General features: G+C 43.7%; 16 protein-coding genes and 1 tRNA gene. 8 read left to right on the plus strand and 9 right to left on the minus strand.

Annotation, left to right across the window (positions count from 1 at the left end; all coding sequences use genetic code 11):
- Positions 1-7 precede the first annotated feature (7 nt).
- Entirely contained in the window at positions 8-1,618 is a 1,611-nt protein-coding gene (locus U2P89_RS07400) for a RagB/SusD family nutrient uptake outer membrane protein (RefSeq protein ID WP_322191083.1), read from the minus strand.
- A gap of 12 nt (positions 1,619-1,630) precedes the next feature.
- Positions 1,631-4,693, minus strand: coding sequence for a SusC/RagA family TonB-linked outer membrane protein (locus tag U2P89_RS07405; protein ID WP_322191084.1), 3,063 nt, complete (start codon positions 4,691-4,693; stop codon positions 1,631-1,633).
- A 200-nt stretch (positions 4,694-4,893) separates the two neighbouring features.
- On the opposite strand from U2P89_RS07405, the gene U2P89_RS07410 reads away from it, so the two are divergent.
- Positions 4,894-8,916, plus strand: a complete 4,023-nt coding sequence (locus tag U2P89_RS07410) for a hybrid sensor histidine kinase/response regulator transcription factor (RefSeq protein WP_322191085.1) — start codon at positions 4,894-4,896, stop codon at positions 8,914-8,916.
- An 88-nt stretch (positions 8,917-9,004) separates the two neighbouring features.
- Here U2P89_RS07410 and U2P89_RS07415 read toward each other — a convergent pair whose 3' ends face one another.
- The 6 genes from U2P89_RS07415 to U2P89_RS07440 all read right to left on the minus strand — a co-directional run bounded on the left by U2P89_RS07415 (position 9,005) and on the right by U2P89_RS07440 (position 17,676).
- Positions 9,005-9,910 (minus strand): glycyl-radical enzyme activating protein, encoded by a 906-nt coding sequence (locus U2P89_RS07415; protein WP_322191086.1) that lies wholly within the window; start codon positions 9,908-9,910, stop codon positions 9,005-9,007.
- A gap of 12 nt (positions 9,911-9,922) precedes the next feature.
- Positions 9,923-12,286, minus strand: a complete 2,364-nt coding sequence (gene hypD, locus U2P89_RS07420; protein WP_322191092.1) for a trans-4-hydroxy-L-proline dehydratase — start codon at positions 12,284-12,286, stop codon at positions 9,923-9,925.
- 378 nt (positions 12,287-12,664) lie between these two features.
- Positions 12,665-14,056 carry an aminopeptidase P family protein gene (locus U2P89_RS07425; protein WP_322191093.1) on the minus strand — a complete coding sequence of 464 codons (1,392 nt, stop codon included), beginning with the start codon at positions 14,054-14,056 and terminating at the stop codon, positions 12,665-12,667.
- A gap of 57 nt (positions 14,057-14,113) precedes the next feature.
- A complete protein-coding gene (locus U2P89_RS07430; RefSeq protein WP_322191087.1) occupies positions 14,114-15,121 on the minus strand; it encodes a S41 family peptidase in 1,008 nt (335 codons plus the stop codon).
- 70 nt (positions 15,122-15,191) lie between these two features.
- Positions 15,192-15,647 (minus strand): ribose 5-phosphate isomerase B, encoded by a 456-nt coding sequence (rpiB, locus tag U2P89_RS07435; RefSeq protein WP_076929638.1) that lies wholly within the window; start codon positions 15,645-15,647, stop codon positions 15,192-15,194.
- A gap of 1 nt (position 15,648) precedes the next feature.
- Complete coding sequence (locus tag U2P89_RS07440) at positions 15,649-17,676, minus strand: transketolase (protein ID WP_313381865.1); 2,028 nt, start codon at positions 17,674-17,676, stop codon at positions 15,649-15,651.
- A 350-nt stretch (positions 17,677-18,026) separates the two neighbouring features.
- On the opposite strand from U2P89_RS07440, the gene U2P89_RS07445 reads away from it, so the two are divergent.
- The gene (locus U2P89_RS07445) at positions 18,027-18,785 is read left to right on the plus strand and encodes an RNA methyltransferase (RefSeq protein WP_092026727.1); all 759 of its coding nucleotides are present in this window, start codon (positions 18,027-18,029) and stop codon (positions 18,783-18,785) included.
- A gap of 104 nt (positions 18,786-18,889) precedes the next feature.
- On the opposite strand, the gene U2P89_RS07450 is transcribed toward U2P89_RS07445, so the two are convergent.
- Positions 18,890-18,965 (minus strand) — tRNA-His (locus tag U2P89_RS07450).
- A gap of 106 nt (positions 18,966-19,071) precedes the next feature.
- Between U2P89_RS07450 and U2P89_RS07455 the strand changes: the two genes are divergently transcribed.
- The 6 genes from U2P89_RS07455 (at position 19,072) to nth (ending at position 23,270) form a co-directional block, all read left to right on the plus strand.
- Complete coding sequence (locus U2P89_RS07455) at positions 19,072-19,665, plus strand: bifunctional nuclease family protein (protein WP_019539902.1); 594 nt, start codon at positions 19,072-19,074, stop codon at positions 19,663-19,665.
- 10 nt (positions 19,666-19,675) lie between these two features.
- Positions 19,676-20,386 carry a 16S rRNA (uracil(1498)-N(3))-methyltransferase gene (locus U2P89_RS07460; protein ID WP_322191088.1) on the plus strand — a complete coding sequence of 237 codons (711 nt, stop codon included), beginning with the start codon at positions 19,676-19,678 and terminating at the stop codon, positions 20,384-20,386.
- A gap of 12 nt (positions 20,387-20,398) precedes the next feature.
- Positions 20,399-21,961 (plus strand): M81 family metallopeptidase, encoded by a 1,563-nt coding sequence (locus U2P89_RS07465; RefSeq protein WP_322191089.1) that lies wholly within the window; start codon positions 20,399-20,401, stop codon positions 21,959-21,961.
- 111 nt (positions 21,962-22,072) lie between these two features.
- Complete coding sequence (locus U2P89_RS07470) at positions 22,073-22,318, plus strand: DUF4258 domain-containing protein (RefSeq protein WP_076929622.1); 246 nt, start codon at positions 22,073-22,075, stop codon at positions 22,316-22,318.
- Between the two features lies 1 nt (position 22,319).
- Positions 22,320-22,550 carry a DUF2283 domain-containing protein gene (locus U2P89_RS07475; protein ID WP_076929619.1) on the plus strand — a complete coding sequence of 77 codons (231 nt, stop codon included), beginning with the start codon at positions 22,320-22,322 and terminating at the stop codon, positions 22,548-22,550.
- A gap of 18 nt (positions 22,551-22,568) precedes the next feature.
- On the plus strand, positions 22,569-23,270 hold the full coding sequence (nth, locus tag U2P89_RS07480) for an endonuclease III (RefSeq protein WP_322191090.1): 702 nt from the start codon (positions 22,569-22,571) through the stop codon (positions 23,268-23,270).
- The last annotated feature ends 86 nt before the right edge of the window (positions 23,271-23,356 follow it).

Genomic DNA, 23,356 nt, shown 5'->3' on the forward strand with positions numbered 1-23,356 from the left:
TTGTATGTTACATTGAATATCCCGGATTTTGAGATAAATTTTTGTTTGACTGTAATTCTTCGTATGGAATCGGGAAAATGGCTGTATGGCCATCGGTCACCGCAATATGATTGAACCAGTTTTTAATGGAAAATGTCCCGAAACGGATCATGTGAATACGCCGCTGCGCTTCGCAGGCAAATTCCCATCCCCATTCGTCATATAAACCTCCGAATTGAACTGGTGTCTGATCACCCAATACATCCAGATTATTATCCCAGTCGAGTGTACCATATTTTATTTTAGTATCGGCTTTCAGGTCAGCTACTGTTACTTTTGCTTGTTCCTCATTATCAAACACCCGCCTCCGTATCTGGGAGACCAAATCTGCTGCAACCTCTTCTTCTTGCCCCAACCGAAGCAAACATTCTGCCTTAATCAGTAATGTCTCGGCATACCGAAAATAAGGGAAATCATGCCCCCAGTTAAAGGTTGCCGTATTATCGAATTCCCATTTTGCCACTCTATATCCGTAATCGATACTGGTATGGTTCTCCGTCCCTTTGAAACAGGTAAGGGAAGGTAGATAGTTCAGACAAGTCCATACCAATTGTGTAGGATTGGTAATACTGTATTGAGGTCCCATTAACCATGTTTTTTCCAGTCGCTTATCACCCTCCTGATAGGAATTGATAAATTGGGGATTGGCACACGACCCGTCCCAGGTTTGAAAGGTGGATCCGAAATGGAAACGGGCAACCGGTGGATACCATTTAGCATGTTGGGCGGCACCGGCATAAATCTTGTCGTAAGGAACAGCAAAAATAAACTCTTTATTCCTATAATCCACATCAATTGTAAAGTTATCAGAAAAATCGGTAGAAAGTTCAAATAATCCCGATTTAATGATTTCATTTACGCATTCGAGTGCTTTGGCATATTGTTCTGTGCCGGTATAGACCTTAGCGTTCAGATAAACCCTTGCCAACACCATATATGCTGCCCACTTGTTCATACGTCCATAGGTGTCCCTGTCATTTTTCTCACTTAAATCAGGCATAGCTTCCGTCAGTTCCGTTACCACGAAATCATATATTTGTTGTCGGGATGCCTGTTCAGGAATTTCATCCGTAAAAGCGGTAACCAGGGGTACATTCCCATGGGTATCCAAAAGAATAGAGTACCACAAAGCACGTATAGCCCGTAATTCGGCAATGGTAGCATCACCTAATTCTCCTACCGGTAACGAGCCGCTTTTCACCTGATCCATTACCCGGTTTGCGTTATTTATACCTTCATAGGCTGTTAAGTATGTGTTATAGGGTTGCCACTGTTCAGAAGTCCATTGGTGCTGATGCATCCTGCGATAGGTACCCCCGTCATCCCATCCGTTCGGACGTGTGGGAGTAATGATACAATCGGCGGGTTCTTCCTGTAGATCAAAATATCCCTGCCAGTTCATAATATAGGTAAGTGGAGAATATGCGCTCGCTAACAATGCAGCCATATCTTTTTCCGTCGGAATGAAAGATTCTTCCGTTACTTCCGAAAAAACTTGTTCATCGAGATTGAAACAACTATAGAAAGTAAAAAATGGAAGTATAGTCAAAAACAAAAATCCAAATCTTATTTTTTTCATAATATTACTTTTTTAAAATGTTATATTAATACCAAAAGTATATGACCTGTTTGTAGGGTATTTGTCCCTACTATCGGTACCGGCTTCCAAACCCGTTATCTGCACTTCAGGATCGATACCTGTATATCCGGTGATGGTCGCGAGATTTAAACACGACATATAAAGACGAAGGTTTCTTATATACTTAACATTGGTCATATTAAAAGTATAGCCTACGGTTACATTATCGATTTTCCAGTAATCACCGTTTTCCACAAACTCACTGATATAGCGTTGAGAGTCGTTAATGGTCGCTTTCTTTCCGGTCGGTTTACCTGTTGTCAGGTCAACAACATCATATTGATCGAAGGCCGAATTCAGGACATTGTACTGGATGGTCGGATTTCCATAATACATTTTCTGATAGTTCAATATCTGGAAGCCAAAAGCTCCACGCATTCCTATAGATACGTCAATATTCTTATATCTCAACTGATTGCTCCAGTTAAGATTGTGTTTGGGAACACCATTTCCCAGCACCTGCCGGTCTTCATCCGTTGCATCTTTGGCCAGATCATAATATCTTTCGATCACTTCTCCTGCATCGTTTTTCTTCAACCGTTCCACAACCCATAGTCCATCTTCATTCAGCCCGACCGATTTGAGTCCGAAGAAATTCCCTATGGGATCACCCACTTTCACACGATGGGTAGTCGTTTGGATAGGTTCTCCCGTATGCCCTGTGGTGAACCAGTCTGTCGACATGGAGAACTGATCATTGGATATGGATATCAGTTTATTTTTATTGATAGAATAGGTAACACTCGTATTCCATTCAAAATCTCTCGATTGTACCGGAATAGCACGTATCAATGCTTCAAATCCGGTATTTTCTATCTGCCCCACATTGGCCGTTATAGTGCCATATTGATAGGGGGGCACCGGTACAGAATAATCCCACAAGGCGTCTTTTGTCTGCCTTAAGTACCAATCAAACGCACCTCCTAAGCGTCCCTGGAATACATCAAAATCCAGCCCGACATTATATTCATACTTTTTTTCCCAACGCAAATCGGGATTCGGATTCCTGACAGGTATCAACGTATTTATCCATTCTCCACCATACATAAAATAACCGTCATAATTTAACGAAGCAAGGGAGACATACGGGCTGCTGATATTGATTCCCGTAATGCCAAATCCGGCCCTGAGTTTTAAATTTTCCAGCCAATCATAGTTCTTCATGAAGGATTCCTGATTGATACGCCATCCGGCCGATATTCCAGGGAAATTCCCCCATTTATGATCGGCGCCGAACTTCGAAGATCCTTCCCGTCGTACAGAAGCCATCAATAGATAACGGTCATCATAATTATATGTTACCCGGGCAAATAAACCGATCAGTTTTTCGGTTCTCCTGTAAGAAGACATACTTGCTTCACCTCTGGACAATGCTAATCCGGATTCCAGCTTATTATACGTATAACTATCCGTAGGGAAATCCCTGTTTGAAACACTGAAGTTCTCGCTCGAAGAATCTTCATAATTGTATCCGCCAATGGCATTTATCCGTTGTTTGTTAAATGTATGACTCCATTCAACGGTAATTTCAGCGAGGTTATTTATATAATCCGAAGTATAGCGCGACGCATATCCGTTATAACCTCCTTCAGTGGTTGTAGGATGTTGTTTCGTATAATAATAGCCGTTAAGATAGCTTTGCCCTTTACGCGTTATCATCCCTTTCACAGCAAAATTATCGACAGGGCGAAATTCCATACTTCCCGTAAAACGGATATTACGTGAACGCGTCATCCCTATTGTTTCATTCAATAATGAAACAGGGTTATCATAGAAATAAACGGGACGCTCAACATAAGAACCGTCTTCGTTGTAAATTCCCTGCGTCGGATTTTGAATGCATGCATACCGGTACACATTGGTATTAAATCCGGGGCCGGTACTTTGTTCATTTGCTATTAAGGAAATATTTGAGATCAGTTTATCATCAAACATACGATGTGCAAACTCTAAACGTCCCCTGATATTTTCAGAATCGGATTTTTTGAATGTTCCCTCTTTTTTGTCATACGTAAGATTGGCAATGATACTTGTTTGGGAACTACCACCTCTGTATGTCAGATTATGCACGTTGGAAATTCCTGTGCGGCTTACCTCCTTTAGCCAATCCGTATTATGCCCATAATCCTGATCATTTGCCCCCGAGAATCCATAACCTTCCTGAAATCGCGCTCTCAGTTCACTCGCATTCATAAAGTCGGCAACCCTTGCTTGTTGGGAAATCGATACATACCCGTTATATTCAATGGTTGCCGGAGCATCGCGTCTTCCGCCTTTAGTCGTGATAATAATCACCCCATTGGTACCCCGCGTACCGTATATAGCGGTTGCGGAACCATCTTTTAAAACATCGATCGACTCAATATCTTCAGGCGCAACCGTAGCAAATGATCCCGGCACACCATCTACCAATATCAACGGAGACGTTAATCCCATTAAGGTGGAATTACCGCGAAGCATAACGGAAGTACTGGCCGACGGATCACCGGTGGGCAGTGAGATTTGTAACCCTGCCACCTTGCCCTGTACCAATTGTCCCGCATCAAGGATGGCTCCTTTATTAAACATTTCGGATTTCACACTTGCCACGGAACTTGTCACATCCACCCTTTTCTGGGTACCATAACCAATCACGACAACCTCCTCCATAATTTTTAAATCTTCTATCAGCGTGATTGTCATCAGTCGATCCTGCTCAATAGGATATTCAGCCGTTTTATACCCAATATAGGAAACGACTAATACCGCATTCGAATCTTTCACATCAAGTGAAAAATTTCCTTCCGCGTCGGTTACCGTACCGTTAACGGTTCCTTTTTCGATGATATTCGCTCCGATAATCGGAATCCCTGCTTCATCCACAATTATTCCCCCGATTTTCACAGAAGCTTGCAGATATTCATTCCTATTCGCGAATAGCGATCCTTCCGGGTAGATGAAGAATAGTAGTAAAAATGAAATGAAACAGACATAACATTTCAATTCGGGTTTGTTGTTTTTTGAATTTGCTCTCATAGGGTTAAAATATAAAAAAGTGAAAAATAATATTCGAAGTAATGTGTAACCCACTGGTTCTGTTTGCAAATTTGAGGTAAAAAAAGAACTTGTAATACAAAAAAAATCCAAAAAAATAACACAATTCTATTTTAAGTGTCAAATTAACACTATATCTTTGAGGGGAATTTAAAATAAGCCTAACATAGACGTAAAAATCCATGCAAACAATACTTTCCATATTCTTCATATTTTGGATATCGTGTTTGAAATCGTTCTCCATTGAACTGAATTTCAAATATTACAAGGTAGAGGACGGTTTATCCTCGAATACGGTATATGCTGTTCTCCAGGACTCGAGAGGATTCATGTGGTTCGGCACCGAGAACGGATTGAATCGCTTCGACGGCTATACATTTGTCTCCTATCGCAATATACCCCGAAACGAAAATTCCCTGATCAATAATTATGTATATTTTCTTGTTGAGGATGATAACCAGTCGCTCTGGATCGGAACCGAAAGGGGTGTATGTACGTTGGACCTGAAAAATAACGAGTTCCATCCTTTTACATTACAAACAGAAAAAGGTACTCCGGTTTCGGGAAGGATTCAAAATTTATTTTCCGATAACGGAAAAATATGGATCGCATCCGCAAGGCAGGGTGTTTTTCTCTATGAGAATAACAGGTTATTCCTGCATACTTTCAATGAATTTAGAACAAACCCGGATGAATCAATCTGGGTAACATCGATCTATAAAGACAAGGATAATATAATCTGGGCTTCGGTTGATAACACGCAGCACCAGATATACAGGTTTGACCGGGAATCGCGTCAATTTATTCCCGGATTTCCGGAGATGCCTTTCAACGAACAAAAGGAGTTACGTGCTTACAGTATGCTGGAAGATACTTTCGGCACATTGTGGTTCGGAACATGGACCAATGGCCTGATCGCGGTAGATAAAAACAAAGGGATCATCACCGAAAGACATGTATATACTCCCGACAAAGAGAGAATACTGCATATCCATCAATTAACAGAATACGATCCCAGCACAATACTGATCGGATCGAATGGCGGACTTACCTCTTTTAAACTCTCTCCCATAGCCGGGAACCGACCGGAACAACACTTCCGGGAACCAAAGCTTTCCAACTGTTTTGTGTATCCTATCTATAAAGATAATGAAGGAGGACTTTGGATCGGAACCTATTATGGAGGGATCAATTATGCGTCACCCAACAGGAATTATTTCACCGGATATACCCATAGCAGGTTCGAAAATTCAGTTACAGGTAATGTAGTCAGCAGCTTTTGTGAAGATCCGTCCGGAAATATATGGATCGGCACGGAAGACGGCGGACTCAATGAGATGGATGTAAAAACAGGAAAATTCCGTGCCTATAGCTATAAAGACGAGACAAACAGCCTGTCGTTTGATAATGTGCATGCGCTTCTGGTCGACAAGAATCAACTATGGATCGGCACCTATACGGGCGGATTGAATGTAATGGATCTCCACACCCGAAAAATCAAACATTATGTATCTGATGACAGAGATGAAAATTCATTGGATGCCAATAACATCTATTCGATATACCGTGATTCACTGGCAAATATCTGGATTGGGACCTCATCAGGCATCAATCTGTATGACCGGCAATCGGATAATTTCATCCGTATCCGGAACCTGAATGAAATAGTAATGGATATTTTGCAGACCGGAAATCATATCTGGTTTGCGACCATCAACAGGGGATTACAAAAATTCAATCTTGAGTCCGGCCAATGGACGGAATACCTGTTCGAACCGGAGAATCCAAATTCACTGATCAGCAACGATGTGATCTGCCTTGGAATCGATGAAAAACACCAGTTATGGATCGGCACAAATCACGGATTATGCCGGTATGACGCCGAAAATGATAGTTTTATCGATGAAAAAGTGGAATTTCAGAGCAACTATATTGGTAAGGTCTTTGCCGAAAACGGAAATCTATGGATCACCACACTGAAAGGCTTAATCAGTTATACTCCTTCCACCAGGCAATACCGCCAGTTTACCAAAAGTGACGGTCTATTGAGTGATCTGTTTACACCGAATTCCGGCTTTAAAACCTCCTCCGGAAAAATATACCTCGGCACACCCAACGGATTTAACACATTCTATCCCAAACAGTTGAACAAAAACATGCATATCCCAACTATTGAAATAACGGATTTCCAACTGTTTAACAAGCCGGCAGATATAAATAATTTTTTATCCCGGAACAAACAAAACCGGCCGGTGCTTATGCTGACACACAATAAGAATTCATTCAGCTTTGAATTTACGGCATTGAGTTTTTTTGCTCCCGAGAAAAACCAGTATTCCTTTATGTTGGAAGGATTCGACAAAAATTGGAATAACACCGGTAAAGAGCGGAGAGCGACCTATACCAATATTCCACCCGGAAATTATGTATTCAGAATAAAAGCATCGAATAACGACGGGATATGGAATAACGAGGGATATGCCCTGCGCATGATCATAAAACCACCTCTCTGGTGGAACGGGTGGTCAATTACATTCTACATACTACTCGTCATTACCGGTATCATCTATCTGTTTCATTTCCTTCGGGAAAAGGACAAACGAAAAAATGAAGAAAAAATCGTCAGGATCAGAAGCGAACAGGAAAAAGAAATGTATCGCTCCAAAATAGAGTTTTTCACCAATGTGGCACACGAGATAAGAACACCTCTAAGTTTGATCATCGCTCCTTTGGAACAGGTAATCGAAGCCTCGGACGCAATGCCGGATGCAATCAAGGAGAATCTGGATATCATGAGAAGTAATAGTCAACGCCTCTTAACATTAGTAAATCAGTTACTCGATTTTTCAAAGATTGAAAAGAGAGGTATCCAGATATCATTGTCCAACCAGAATATATACCTCTTAGTGTCAAAAATCTATCAACGGTTTAAACCGTTTATCGAACATAAACACATTCTGTTTGAATACATCTGTAACGATACGTTTTTCGAAACGATGACCGATGCGGAAAACCTCACAAAAGTGGTAAGCAACCTGTTGAGCAACGCATCGAAATACACCACCGATCACATATTACTGAAATTGAATGCACATCTCTCCGCAGATTACTATGAAATATCGGTAAAAGATAACGGTGCCGGTTTGTCTGAATCGGAAACCGAGCATATATTCAAACCGTTTTATCAGGCACCGGGACAATACAACTCCGGTACAGGCCTCGGGTTATTCCTGGTAAAATCGATAGTGGATGCACTTGACGGAAAAATAGAACTAATAAATAATCCCGGTGAGAGTTTTTCCATTTCAGTTGTTCTTCCTAAAATAAACAGGCAGGTAGAATATCCTCTCCCCGGAGAATATTCTACGGAAACACAAATGAGTTCCGGTATAGAACCCGAGAGTTGCGATTCCGGTAACGTTTGTTGCGATTCGGGTAATGATGAAAAACCATCGCTGCTGATCGTGGAAGACGACAAGGATATGCAGGCCTTCATTCGGAAACAGTTCCTGAACAATTACCTCGTTTATACTGCAAACGATGGCAATGAGGGTATTGACATCCTGGAAAATCATCCAATAGATATCATCGTTACAGATAGGATGATGCCGAATATGGATGGCATCACATTTTGCAAAACCGTCAAACAGAATTTTTTATGGAGCCATATTCCGGTGATTATGCTGACGGCAAAAACAAATGTCGGATCAAAGATAGAAGCCTTTGAGATGGGCGCCGATGCGTATCTAGACAAGCCTTTCCATATTTCCTATTTGTCCGCACGCATCCGGAACCTGCTGGAATCACGCAGATTACTGTTTCAAAAATTCTCCCGGACACCGTATGCTTCCCTGAAAAGTATCGCAGGAAACAAAACAGATGAAGATTTTCTGGTAAAATTGAACGAGATCATTGAAAAGAATATTGAAAATTCCGATTTTTCTATCGATAATCTGGCAAAAGAAATAGGTATCAGCAGTTCGGGATTGTTTGCAAAGATAAAACAGATATCGGGAGTAACACCCAACAGGCTTATTCTGTCCATGCGGCTGAAGAAAGCGGCTGAACTGTTAAACGAAAGAAGATACAGGGTAAATGAAGTGTGTTACCGGGTAGGATTCAACAATCCATCTTACTTTGCAAAATGTTTCCAGAAACAATTCGGAAAACTCCCGAAGGATTTTACCGATCACGATACGGAATAGAAACAATCAGTCTCCCTGAAATGACATAGAACAAAACAGTAAGACAGAGGGAAGAGCCGTCGGGCAATACGGGAAAGAGTCTTATTTTTTAACCTCCAATAACCGCATTCAACCCGTTTTCCGTAAAAACAGAATGAATATGTGCCATCCTTTCTTTGGATGGTTCCGCCATACCCTGATCATTATACACTTTCCCTAACTTTTCATATTTTTTAGAAGCGATATTATGATAAGGCAACAACCCTACAACGGTCGGTTTTCGTTGTAACCCTTTCAGAAAAGCTATTGTCTCCGTTATATTCTCATCATCAGTATTTACTCCTTCCACCAAAGGAATACGGATATGATATTCTTTATCGTGATCGGAAATCAACCTGAGGTTTTTCAGGATAAGGGCGTTATCCGCGCCCACCCACTTTCGATGAGCCTGCGCATCCATCAATTTCAGGTCATACAGGAATAGGTCGGTATGGGGAAGGATCTCTTCCACCACCGCCGATCTCACGCTGCCCGAAGTATCAACTGCCCGGTGGACCCCCTCCCGGCCGCACCGGATCAACAGGCTTTTCAGCGCTTCGGGGTACATCAGCGGCTCACCGCCTGAGAAAGTAACCCCGCCGCCCGAAGCATCCATCATATTGGTCTCTTTCAGCACGGCTGTCATCACTTCCTCTTCGGAATAATCCCGTCCGCTCATCTCGATGGCTTTGGTGGGGCACACTTCGGCGCATTTCCCGCAGAGGATACATTTTTCGAAATCGGTGACCACCCCATCCGTTTTCGTCAGCGTAAGGGCGTTTTCGGGGCATACCGCCACACACGACCCGCATCCGATGCACTTATTTTTGTTGTACAGCTTTTCGGTTTTAAAGGAGATACTTTCAGGATTATGGCACCATCTGCACGAAAGCGGGCATCCCTTGAAAAAGACCGTGACCCGCACCCCGGGACCGTCATTGATCGAATACCGTTTTATGTCAAAGAGGAATGGCATCGACTTCCGTTTTTAGAACGATTCGTTTTCGGTCCGTTCAATGATTTCCTGCTTCAGGTTTTCATGCATGTCGTTGAAATAATCGCTGTAGCCCGCCATCCTCACCAGCAGGTCCTTGTACTCTTCGGGATTGTCGCGGGCCGCAATCAACGTGGCCGTGTCCACAATATTGAATTGCACATGGTGCCCCCCTTGGGCGAAATAGCTCCGGATAAGGTTTCCCAGTTTCGCCACGTCCTCGTCGCGCCGGAGCAGGCTGGGCAGGAAACGTAAATTCAACAACGTCCCGCCCGATTTCACCTGATCCAGTTTACCCAATGAGCGGATCACCGCGGAAGGGCCGTGCGTGTCGCCCCCGTGCGAGGGCGACGTGCCGTCGGAAATGGCTTTCCCTGCCAGACGCCCGTTGGGCATGGCGCCCATCACGTTCCCGAAATAGTTGTGGCAGGTGGTGGACAACATGTTCAGATGGTATTTACCACCCGGCTTCCCGTTTGGCCGGTTATCGATCAGGTCGAACAGATCGTCATACACCTTCACTGCAATGTTGTCGGCATAATCATCGTCGTTCCCGAAGAAAGGAGTGTGGTTGATGATCCGCTGGCGCAACACCTCTTCTCCTTCGAAGTTGACGGAAATCGCGTACAGCAACTGATCCATTCTGATATCTTTCACCTCAAAGACATGTTTTTTGAGGGAAGAGAGGGAATCGGTTACTGTTCCCAGCCCCGTACATTGAATATAGGTTGTATTGTATCGCGGGCCACCGTTATAATAATCACGTCCTTTTTTGATGCAGTCATCAATCAGCACCGACAGGAAAGTAGCCGGGAAATAGCGGGCATACATCCGGTCGATGTAGTGGTTGACTTTTATTTTCAGGTCGATAATATATTTCAATTGGGCATGAAAGGCTTGATATAACTCATCATAGGATGTAAAATTACGCGGATCACCGGTCTCGATACCTACCTTTTTTCCGGTCACGGGATCAACGCCGTTGAAGAGTGTAATTTCCAGTATCTTGGGAACATTTAAATAGCCGGTCAGCAGATAAGCCTCTTTTCCGAACGCACCCACCTCAATACATCCGCTGCATCCTCCCTCCCGGGCATCTCTCAAAGATTTTCCGGAACGCAGCATCTCCTGGATATAGACATCGGGATTGAATACCGACGGGTAACCATGCCCCTGACGGATCACTTTGATAGCTGCATGCAGGAAACGGTTAGGGGTTACTGAGGCGATATGCACCGAATTGCCCGGTTGAAGGATATGCAACTCCTCGATTACCTCAAGCATCAGGTAAGAAACATCATTCACACCATCCGAGCCGTCAGGTTTCACACCTCCGATATTAATATTGGTGAAATCGTTATAGGTGCCGCTTTCATTGGCTGTGATCCCCACTTTTGGCGGTGCCGGCTGGTTGTTCACCTTGATCCAGAAGCAGCAGAGCAGCTCCTTTGCCTCCTCGCGCGTCAACGTCCCGTTTTCAAGGTCGTTTTGATAGAACGGCGCCAGGTGCTGGTCGAAATGGCCGGGGTTAAAGGCATCCCAGCCGTTCAGCTCCGTAATCACCCCCAGATGAATAAACCAATACATCTGGATCGCTTCCCAAAAGTTACGCGGGGCATGGGCGGGCACCCTCCGGCATACTTCGGCGATACGGTTCAATTCTTCTACCCGTGCCGGATCCTTTTCATGGCGGGCCATCTCTTCGGCTTTTTCGGCATGACGCTCGGCCAGTCGAATAATGGCATCGCAGGATATGGCCATGGCATGTAACTGGTCTTCTTTGTCAAGTGCTTCGGGATCATTGCAATAATCGAGTTTTGCTATTTCTTCCTCTATCTCCCTTTTGAAATCGAGCATCCCTTTCCGGTAGATCTTACCATCCATACAGGTATGTCCGGGTGCTCGCTGTTCCATGAATTCGGTGAACAGACCGGCTTCGTAAGCCGCTTTCCACTCACCGGGGACATGGTTGAAAATACGGTCACGCTGTGAGCGACCTTTCCAATAAGGGATTACCTCACGCCGGTAAATATCGATATCCTCCTCACTGATCACATAACGTTGCTGTTCACGTGTATTCAACACATGCAGATCTTCCACAGAATGGCAGGTCAGTTCGGGAAATGTATATACCGCCTTGGGTTTCTCTCCCCGTTCACCTACGATCAGCTCATTCGTTCCGATGTAAATGCTCTTTTTTTCGCAGATCTCCAAAAAATTCAACGCACGCATCACAGGAGTAGCATATTTTCCGTTGTTCTCTTTATAGAACGCGGTTTCTATCAGTGCCCGCTCGATGGAAAGGGATGCCGGGGTTGAGACGCTCTCTTCCCGCAGAGTACGTATCCGGTCGTTCATTCCCGGTTTCGGAGTACTGCCTGTATAGAAATTGCCCTCCTGATATGCTTTTCGTTCAGGGACATTATTTTTTATTTTAAGCTCTTCAAACATATTCGTAAATTTTAAGGGTAAATAGATAGATAAGCGGAAAATTACCCGGAAGGATCCGAGTAAATAAAAAACGAACAGAAAGAGAGCACATCAACACATCCAGCAGGAGAACAAGCGCTTCCCGTTGTTATGGTATAGGGATATTATGTGTTGACTACAGTACATGTTATATTGATTTGTAGATTTACTTATTTGATGATTATAATTACCAATTACCAATTACTAATTACCAATTATTCACATCATTACATTGGCATATTAGCACATCATATTTATATCATCACATCAACCAAGCCAGGCTTTTTCGCGTTCCGACTCTACTTCTTCAATTGTCTTGGCGAGTGGTTTTCCGAGTACCCGGTTACCCGTTTCAGTGATTAGGATATCCTCTTCGTTGCGGATTCCTCCAAAGTCACGATATTTATTGACCTCATTGAAGTTTATAAAATCGCCGTTTATTTTATTGCTTTCCCAGTGATCGATCAATTCCGGAATGAAATAGATTCCAGGTTCAATGGTCAACACGAAACCCGGTTGCAATTCACGTCCCAGGCGTAATGATTTCAGTCCGAATTGTGTACTTTTTGGTACACCTGCGTAACCGACAATCTGTTCGCCGAGATTTTCCATATCATGCACATCCAACCCCATCAGGTGTCCGGTACCACAGGGAAAGAAAAGTGCATGTGCCCCATTGGCAACAGCCTCTTTGGTATCTCCTTTGGTTAGTCCCAACATTTTCAAGCCATCGAAAAGTACTTCACCCACATGAAGATGCACATTCCTGAAATTTACACCCGGCTGGGACAGTTCAATCGCTTTATAATGTGCGTCGAGTGTGATACGATAAATATCTTTCTGCTGCTCAGTAAATTTCCGGGATACCGGAAAGGTGCTGCTCATATCACCGGCATATCCTAACGGAGTCTCATATCCTGCATCCAGGAGAAACAGGTCTCCCTCCTTTAGGGTGTTTCCGTGATAATGATTATGCAAGAACTGTCCGTTGATAGTGCCGATGATTGGGAAGGAAAGATTTCCTCCCGCTGCGATGGCCACTTCATGCACCCTGGCTGTTACCTGCGCTTCGGTCATCCCCGCACGGGCATAATGCATGGCGGCTAAATGCATATCGGACGTCACATCGACTGCCCTTTCAATTTCCTCTATCTCTTCTTGCGATTTGATATTACGTTGCCCGGCCACCGCAACGATAAACTCCCTGCTCGCTTTAGCTGTGGCTTCCGCCACCGAATATCCAAGAAAGTCGTTGAGTTTGAGAAAATGTTCAGCCCTGTAAGGCGGCAGGTACTTGACCGACTGCTTGTCGAGACCCGAGATTTTCTTCCGGAATGCCGACAAATCGCCTGTATGGTGTATACCCGCCTTTCCAGCCAACTCACTGATCTTAGGCTGGGAGCCTGTCCAGACAATTGAATCGACCGTAGGATCATCCCCAAAGACATACTCCTTATCCCCATCGATATCAATCAAAGCGATCAAATCGGGTTTACTGATTCCGAAGTAATAGAGGAATGTACTATCCTGACGGTAATAATAGGTATTATCAGCATAATTGATACCGCATTCATCATTCCCGAGAAAAAGCAGTTTCCCTGTTTGAAACTGTTTCTTCAACTTCTCTCTCCTTTCGATATAGGTCCTTTCCGGAAACATCATACGTTATTAATTTATCGGTATAGTTCTGAATATATTACTCCCAACAGATAATCACTAGTTTTTCAACAAGGCCCGTGCCCTCTCAATTATTGTATCTTTATTCTTTTCCTTGTCTTCTCCTTCCATATTCACATATATATCGGGTTCTACACCGAATTCGATATGTTCTCTTTCTGCATTGAACATAGGGGAAGCCGAAAAACGAACTGACCAGCCATTGGGCAGTTCGGAAGTAAACGGCAATCCACTACCGCCCCCTGTCTTATCGCCCATTACAGTTACATTGGGAGCGTACTTCATGATGCTGACAAACTCGTTGGTAGCACTGTAACATCCCCTGTTGGTAAGCACAACTACCGGTTTCTGATAACGTACCCTGTCGGAACTTTCTACATATTTAGGATATAGGGTGGAGAAATCGTTATGTCCAGGACCGATTTTGTGGGAAATATAACCAATAAGGCGGCGTTCATTAAAAAATCGGCTGGTAATCTTTTCGACATTGGTGAGACTTCCCCCGCCGTTACTCCTCACATCAATGATAAGTCCCCTACAAATAGCCATCCTGTTTAATACCTGGTCTAGGTTTCCATGTCCTATATCATTGGAAAAACTACCGTAATAGAGATAACCGATATTGTCTTCCAATATTTTATATCTCATTCCGGAAGCAATGCCGTAATCATTTCCCAGGTAATGTTTTTGTACTGATACATCAAAATTGGATGGATAATCTTCCTGCCATTCCCAATAACGGGTTACGTCGTGTGCTGCGGTTAAATTCACATGCCCGTCCTTCAATTCCGCAAGCATCTGCCCCATCAATTTAAAGAGGGCATCATTGTCCATATCGGAAGTTATACGTGCACTGTACTCCTTATATACACTATCCCAATCAATATCCTTATATTCAAAAAAACAGTAATTTCTATCCAGAATAGTCCATAATGCATCGAAATTACCCCTCGGGTGATTATCGAATTGCATCCCTATATCACTACAACCCAACCAAAAGATAAGTTGTAATAACAAAAGTGTAGTATACCTTCTCCTCTTCTTCATATGTTTGAATAGGGAAAACAGTTCTATTTACAGAATATCTCAAGCCGGACAAGCCGGGTGTCATATAAGATTATCCGCAAGGGATTTTACTTACTCTCCTTTGGTGGCGTCCTCCTTCAAAAGGTGTATTCAAAAAAGTCACCAATATTTCATAGATTTCCTCTTCACTCAGCAACCTGCCCGGCAGTGCCAGGATATTCGCATCATTGTGAGCTCTTGCAAGGAAGGCTACTTCCGGATTCCAGCATAAAGCGGCACGTACTCCCTGATGCTTATTCAACGCAATACTGATTCCTATCCCTGTCCCACAAATGGCTACTCCCGGGTAACACTCGTCGTTTTCTATGGCTTTTGCCAAAGGATGAGCAAAATCGGGATAGTCACTGCTTTCCTCAGAATAGGCTCCAAAATCTCTGTAGGGAATCCCTTTTTCTTGAAGCACTTTGATGATGAATTGCTTTACTTTATAGCCCGCATGGTCGGATGCCAACCCTATAGGTTTTTCTGAATTATCGAATAAAGACATGTTATAACAATTTCTTCACCTGTTCATAAACATTTTTTCCGGTATATCCCAATTTCTCGTCGAGGATCTTATAGGGAGCCGAAAATCCAAAGGATGTCATCCCCCATACTGCCCCATCGGAACCGACCAGCCCTTCCAAAGTTACGGGAAGTCCGGCAGTAAGGCCAAATTTCTTCTTCCCTTTGGGCAATACTGAATCCTGGTATTCGGGAGATTGGGTCCTGAATAATCCCTCTGACGGGACAGAGACTATGCGTACCTTTACTCCGTCAGCCCGTAGAAGATCTGCACCTTCTACCAAGGTAGACACTTCTGATCCCGAAGCAAGCAATATCACATCATAATCCGCATCATCTTGAACGATATAAGCACCTTTTCCGGAATTCAATGCTTCACTGAAACGAGATTTACCTGAAGTAGGAAGATCTTTAATATTCTGGCGGGAAAGGATCAGCCCCGTAGGTGTCGTACTGTTTTCCATCGCCATCTTCCATGCGACAGTCGTCTCATGGACATCGGCAGGACGAAGTATAAGCACTGAGTTCTTACCGTGATGATTTTGTAATTTCTCTAACAAGCGTATCTGCGCTTCGTGTTCTACCGGTTGATGGGTGGGACCATCTTCCCCGACACGGAATGCATCGTGAGTCCATATGAAAATGACCGGTGTTTCCATCAATGCAGCTACCCTGATGGCAGGCTTCATATAGTCAGAGAAGACAAAGAAAGTTCCACAAGCAGGGATAACTCCTCCATGAAGGCTCATCCCGATACTAAGACAAGCCATCGTAAATTCGGACACTCCGGCCTGAAGGAATGCACCGGAAAAATCATTCTTCACAAACGCTTTTGTATATTTCAAGAAACCGTCCGTCTTATCCGAATTGGAGAGGTCGGCTGATGCTACGATCATATTCTCCACTTGTTTCGCCAACTCACCCAAAACGGTAGCTGAAGCTGCACGGGTAGCGTTATCCGGCTTCTGTTGAATAGCGGCCCAGTCGATAGAAGGCAACTCACGCGCAAACCATTTATGCTTTTTCTCAGCCAGTCCGGGATTGGCTTTTGCCCATTCCTCCTGTTTTGCTCTTTTTGCAGATACTATTTCTTTCAGTTGCTCTTTTCTTCCGGCATAGAGTTCTTCTGACTCGGGGAAAATCACGAAAGGATTTTCCGGATCACCACCTAAATTCCTGATGGTTTGGTCGAAATCAGCGCCGGCAGCACTTAACGGTTGTCCGTGTGTAGAAACCTGGCATTCGAATGAGGTACAGTCCGCGGCTAACGCACCACGCCCCATTACGGTGTTACCTATGATCAGTGTGGGCTTCTCATTCTCGGTCTTGGCCTCTTTCAATGCACGACGGATTTCATCAACATTATTACCATCTATCGTAATTACTTTCCAGTTCCATGCTTCATACTTTTTCGCTACATCCTCACTGGTAACTGCATCGGTAGTAGTGGAGAGCTGTATATTATTAGAATCATAGAACATGATCAGGTTATTCAATCCCAAATGACCGGCAATACGCCCTACTCCTTGCGAAATTTCCTCCTGGATACCTCCATCGGAAATAAAACTATAAATAGTGTGATTTATGACATCTCCCAGTCTTGCTTGTAAAAATTTGGCAGCAATGGCTGCTCCGGCGGCATAAGCATGACCTTGTCCCAACGGCCCGGATGTATTCTCCACACCCCGCATCACATCAATCTCGGGATGCCCGGGGGTAGGACTACCCCACTGGCGGAATTCTTTCAATTCATCCAATGAATATTTGCCACTGAGACAAAGTACAGAATAAAGCATCGGCGACATATGCCCCGGATCAAGAAAGAAACGGTCCCTCAATTCCCATGCCGGATCTTCGGGGTCATACTCTAAAAACTCAGAAAAAAGGACATTAATAAAATCGGCGCCTCCCATTGCTCCACCGGGATGGCCTGATTTCGCCCGCTCTACCATTGATGCCGAAAGAATTCGAATATTATCGGCCGCTTTGTTCAGTAAGGTGTTATCGTTCATAAAATATCGGTAAAATATAAAGTCTTAATTTACAACTCAGATATAATTCAACATTGAAAGGGTTATTATTCACAAAGGTAATTCTTTTTTTAATTTACAGACTGAAATAATTGATATGTTTGACGCATTTTTTGGTACAATTTCATGGATTTTCGTGGTGAATTGGCAATCCGGACGAGGAATATTGCTACTTTTACACTTTTGTTCGATGGTTGCTCCGCAGTTGTTCGACTGTAATTTGAAATAATTCCACAAGGCGGGAAACAACGACGAAGCCGAAGAATGCGAAGCAAACAGCGGTAAAACCAAATAACGCGAAGCAAACAACATGAACGTAATGAACGAATAGAATGAGTTTAAGTAAAAACAAAATAAAATATATCAGGTCGTTGAACGAGAAAAAATTTCGCAACGAACACAATACTTTCGTGGCAGAAGGTACGAAGTTGGTTTTCGACCTGTTAGGAGCCTGTCGTTGTCAACTGATCGCTGCATTACCTTCCATTTTATCATCCCATCCCGAATTAAAGGCCGAAGAGATTATTGCAGCAGATGAAAACGAATTAAAAAAGGCTACTTTTCTGAAAACAGCACCGCAAATTATTGGTGTTTTTTATCGTCCATCACAAGAGATTGAAAAAATTGATTTCAGTAATCAATTATGCCTTGTACTCGAAGGTATCCAGGATCCCGGAAATATGGGAACTATTATCCGTATCGCCGACTGGTTTGGCATCGAACATATCATAAGCTCTTACGATAGTGTCGACATCTTTAACCCCAAGACCGTGCAGGCTACCATGGGAGCCATTGCCCGTATAAAAGTATTTTATACCGATATCAAAGACCTCCTGAGACAGCAATCGCATTCTCCCATCTATGGCACTTTCCTGGAAGGAGAAGATATTTATTCTACCTCCCTTTCAAATAACGGTTTCATTGTTATGGGAAGTGAAGGCAGAGGCATTAGCCGTGAGACTGAGAAGTTGATTAACAAGAAACTTTTTATTCCCAATTTCCCGGAAGGAAGAGCTACTTCAGAATCATTAAATGTGGCTACAGCTACAGCAATCACCTGTGCGGAATTTCGACGCAGGTCAAGGTCATAATCTGAAAACAGCTCATGCCGGGCGGACAAAAAAAAATCACGTATGTAAAATACGTGATCACCTAAAACAAATCTAAAAAGGATAAAACTCACTTCTGTGAGAGTGGGTGGAGAACGGGGCTCGAACCCGCGACCTTCGGAACCACAATCCGACGCTCTAACCAGCTGAGCTACATCCACCGTGTTTCAAATCGAGTGCAAAGGTACATCTTTTTTCTAAATTCTCATACAAAACAGAAAAAAATTCATTACATTTGAAGTTGTTTTAATCAAAAAACGAATCAACTGTGTCAAAAAAAGTCAAACTGTCCGTATTGGGAATATCTTTCAGTCAGGTACAGGCCGGGGCTTATGCACTTATCTTTGCAGAGGAAAATGGCATACGCCGGTTACCGATTGTCATTGGTACACCTGAAGCGCAATCCATTGCCATTGTAATGGAAGGAATTATCCCACCCAGACCTCTTTCGCACGACCTGATATGTTCTATCTGGAATGAACTGGGGATTGAATTGTTGGAAGTTTTGATCCATAAGTTTGAAGACGGTGCATTTTTCTCGGAATTACTACTATTACAAAACGGAAAAGAGTATCGCATCGACTCCCGCACCTCCGACGCAGTAGCATTAGCGATCCGCACCCACTCCCCGATTTTCACGACTGAGGAGATCATGCAAAAGATGGCAATCGTTTTCGATGAGCAGGCACCCGCAAGTTCAACAGAGTTGGAAAGTAGTGAACCCGTTCAGGGGGACGAGGAATTATCGGATCTAAGATTGGACACTCTTAAGAATCGTCTTAACGATGCAGTGAAGGAGGAGAATTACGAGCTGGCGACCCGCCTACGTGATGAGATAAACCGAAGGGAGAATAAATCCTGAACTTAGGCGTATGGCTGACACACTCTTCTATTCACCCACTCTTTTGGAAAGCTCCCTACTTCCCGAAAAGGAATCGCAACATTGTGTAAAAGTACTCCGTATGCGGGAAGGCGATAAACTTACTGTGACAGATGGGCAAGGATTTTTTTATGAATGTACACTGCTTCAGGCCAATCCAAAGCAATGCTTGGTAGATATTCAAAACTGTATTGAAAAACCTAAAGGGTGGGGGTATAATCTCCGTATCGCTTTTGCTCCTACCAAACAGATGGAACGGAACGAGTGGTTCGTCGAGAAGGCCGTGGAAATCGGGATCGATAGATTTACCCCAATGCTCTGTCATTATTCTGAACGTAGAGAGGTCAAGACTGAGCGTCTGGAGAAGATCGCAGTTTCCGCAATGAAACAGTCACAGCGATCTTATCTACCCAAAATTGATGAATTATCCCAATTTGAAAAGGTAATCTCAGAACCGTTCAATGGAAAAAAATATATAGCGCATTGCTATGATCTTCCTAAGAAGCAGTTGGCTCAGCACTATAAAAAGGATGAAAACGCCTTTTTCCTTATCGGACCGGAAGGAGATTTTAGTCAGGAAGAGGTGGAGAAAGCAATTGCGACCGGCTTTGAACCGGTTACTCTGGGCGATTCCCGGCTTAGGACAGAGACAGCCTGCCTGGTCGCCATACATACTATACATGTAATCAATAGTTTATCATAATATTTTACAGAGATGAAAAAAATAACTATCGCATTTTCAATAGGTCTGATATTGTTGGCATCAGGCTGTAACAGTGGCACTGTTAAAAAGGAATTACCAAGAATTGCCATTGCGGGTATTGCCATCGAATCCAGTACATTTTCACCGGCAGTGACACATGAAGAGGCTTTCAGGGCACGTACCGGGGAAGATATCTTCTCTTACTATCCCTTTATGTCTCCCGACTCGGGAATAATCAACCGTGCAGAATGGCTTCCCACCCTCCGTGGACACGCTATGCCGGGAGGTATTGTCACCCGTGAAGCATACGAGTCGCTGGTGACAAAGACTTTGGACCTGTTGAAAGAGACCTTGCCTTTGGACGGACTTTTCTTCGATATCCACGGGGCAATGAGCGTACAGGGGTTAGATGATCCCGAGGGTGATTTTCTGATGCGTATTCGTGATGTGGTGGGTACTGATGTACTGATCTCCACCTCAATGGACCCGCACGGCAGTGTAACACACCGTCTGGCCCAGAATACCGACCTGATTACCTGCTACCGGCTCTCTCCCCACGAGGATGCTATCGAAACGAAAAAAAGGGCCGTCATCAACTTGCTTGACAGGTTAGAAAATGGCAAAGGAAAACCTGCTTATAAAGCATGGATCCGCGTTCCTATCCTCCTTCCGGGTGAACAGACCAGTACCCGTATCGAACCGGGAAAGACCCTTACCGGCCAGATCCCCGGCCTGCTTGAAGAGGATAAGGTGATCGATGCCTCCGTCTGGTTATCTTACCCCTGGGCTGATGCACCGCGAAACCATGGAGTGGTAATGGCATATGGAGACGATAAAGAAGCAGTAGCCAGGGTAGCTGAAAAGCTGGCACATCATTTCTGGAACGTAAGGAAAGAATTTGATTTTGTAGCTCCCACTACTTATCTGGATAATGCATTGGCACAAGCATTGGCAAGCGATAAAAAACCATTTATCATTAGTGATATGGGAGATAATCCTACTGCCGGTGGTGCGGGAGATGTCACCTGGACTCTGCATGAACTGTTCAAACGTCCCGAGTTCCGTGCTTCCGGAAGCAAAACATTGATTTATGCTTCCATTCCCGGCCCGGAATTGGTCAGACAAGCCATCGAGGCAGGGGTTGGCGGACAGGTAGACGGCATGGCCGGCGCCGAAGTGGACAATCGTTATGCGCCGCCTATTCGCCTGAAGGGAGAGGTGACGGCTATTGATGAAGATGATGACAATGCCAAAGCTGTAGTGAAAAGTGGGAATATCTACACCATTGTAACGGAAAAAAGGACGGCCTACCACTATGAGAAGAACTTCACCGATCTGGGATTAAACCCGAGAGAAGCTGATATTTTAGTGGTGAAGATAGGATACCTTGTACCAGAATTGTACGATATGCGCGGTGATTGGGTGATGGCGCTTACACCCGGTGGTGTGGATCAGGATCTGTTGAGATTACCGTATGAGAGAGTTCAACGCCCGATCTATCCGCTTGATCCCGACATGGAAGATCCCGATCTGAGTGCACGGTTCATACCATCGTCGGACGAAATAAAACGGTAATATAATGCTCATTTAGTTTAACGAAAACGTTTATTGGCTACCATCGAATCAGTTTATCATTTTTAAAATTCCGTTCTCACAAAAATGAACTAATTTTGTATTTGTATAGTTATGGAGATAAACAATTTGAAAGTCTCGAACCATCTAAGTGAAAGGATGAAGGAGCGAAATTTAAAAACCAAATGGATTTTAGAGACCGTCCAACATCCCGATGAACAGATAGATATAGCAGAAGATGAAACCCATTTTTATAAAATAATAGCAGAATATCAGGATAAATGGCTTAAAGTAGTAGTAAATAAGATGAATAATATTATAATAACAGCTTATTTTGATAGAAACAAGAAAGGGAAATAACATGAATATTCAATATGACAAAGAGGCCGATGCTTTATATATAAAATTTTCCGAAAACAATATTGTCGAAAGTGAAGAAAAAGAGAATAATATTGTATTAGATTACGATAGCGAAAAAAATATAGTAGGAATCGAAATCCTCTACTTTGTAAAAAAACACAAACAATCTATTTTTCCTGCATTTAAAGAGGTGGAAAAAGCGGTTTGGGAAAGTAACCTTGCAGCCGGATAATATTCACAATGCAGCGATATGACCAAAAAGGAGCGTTATAAAAAGGTAATCGACTGGTTCATAGAAAATGCGGAATCAGCCGAGACGGAGTTGCATTATCAGAACGATTATCAATTGCTGGTGGCGGTGATTCTCTCTGCGCAGTGTACCGACAAGCGGGTGAATATGGTTACACCCGCTTTGTTCGAAGTATTCCCTGTGCCCGAAGTAATGGCCGCTTCAACACCCGAAGCAGTTTTCGAATACATCAAATCCTGCTCCTATCCCAATAACAAAGCGAAGAATCTGGTCGGGATGGCGAAAAAGCTGCTCTCCGACTTCGGGGGTGAAGTGCCTAACGATATCGACTCGTTGCTTACCATCCCGGGCGTTGGCCGTAAAACAGCCAATGTGATGCTGGCTGTCGCATTCGATAAACCCGCCATGCCCGTGGATACGCATGTTTTTCGTGTAGCAAACCGCATCGGATTGACCGACAATTCCAAAACACCACTTGAAACGGAACGTGAACTGGTAAAATATATTCCGTCAGAATTGCTCTCGAAAGCGCACCACTGGCTTATCCTGCACGGGCGATACATCTGTGTGGCGCGAAGACCGAAATGCGAGATCTGCGGTCTCAGTCCATGGTGTAAATATTATGAGAAGCATTTCGGATCAGGCATGACTGTCCACTCAGGAACAAAGACAAGTAGAAAGGCAAATAAGCCGAAGAAATAGTTCAATACTAACATTTACCCGGCAGGAAGGGAAATCGAGTAGGTAGGGGGATTACTCCCCCGCCCTCTCACACCACCCGGCTTGCT

The sequence above is a fragment of the Proteiniphilum sp. genome (genome assembly GCF_034331125.1).
GTDB lineage: Bacteria > Bacteroidota > Bacteroidia > Bacteroidales > Dysgonomonadaceae > Proteiniphilum > Proteiniphilum saccharofermentans.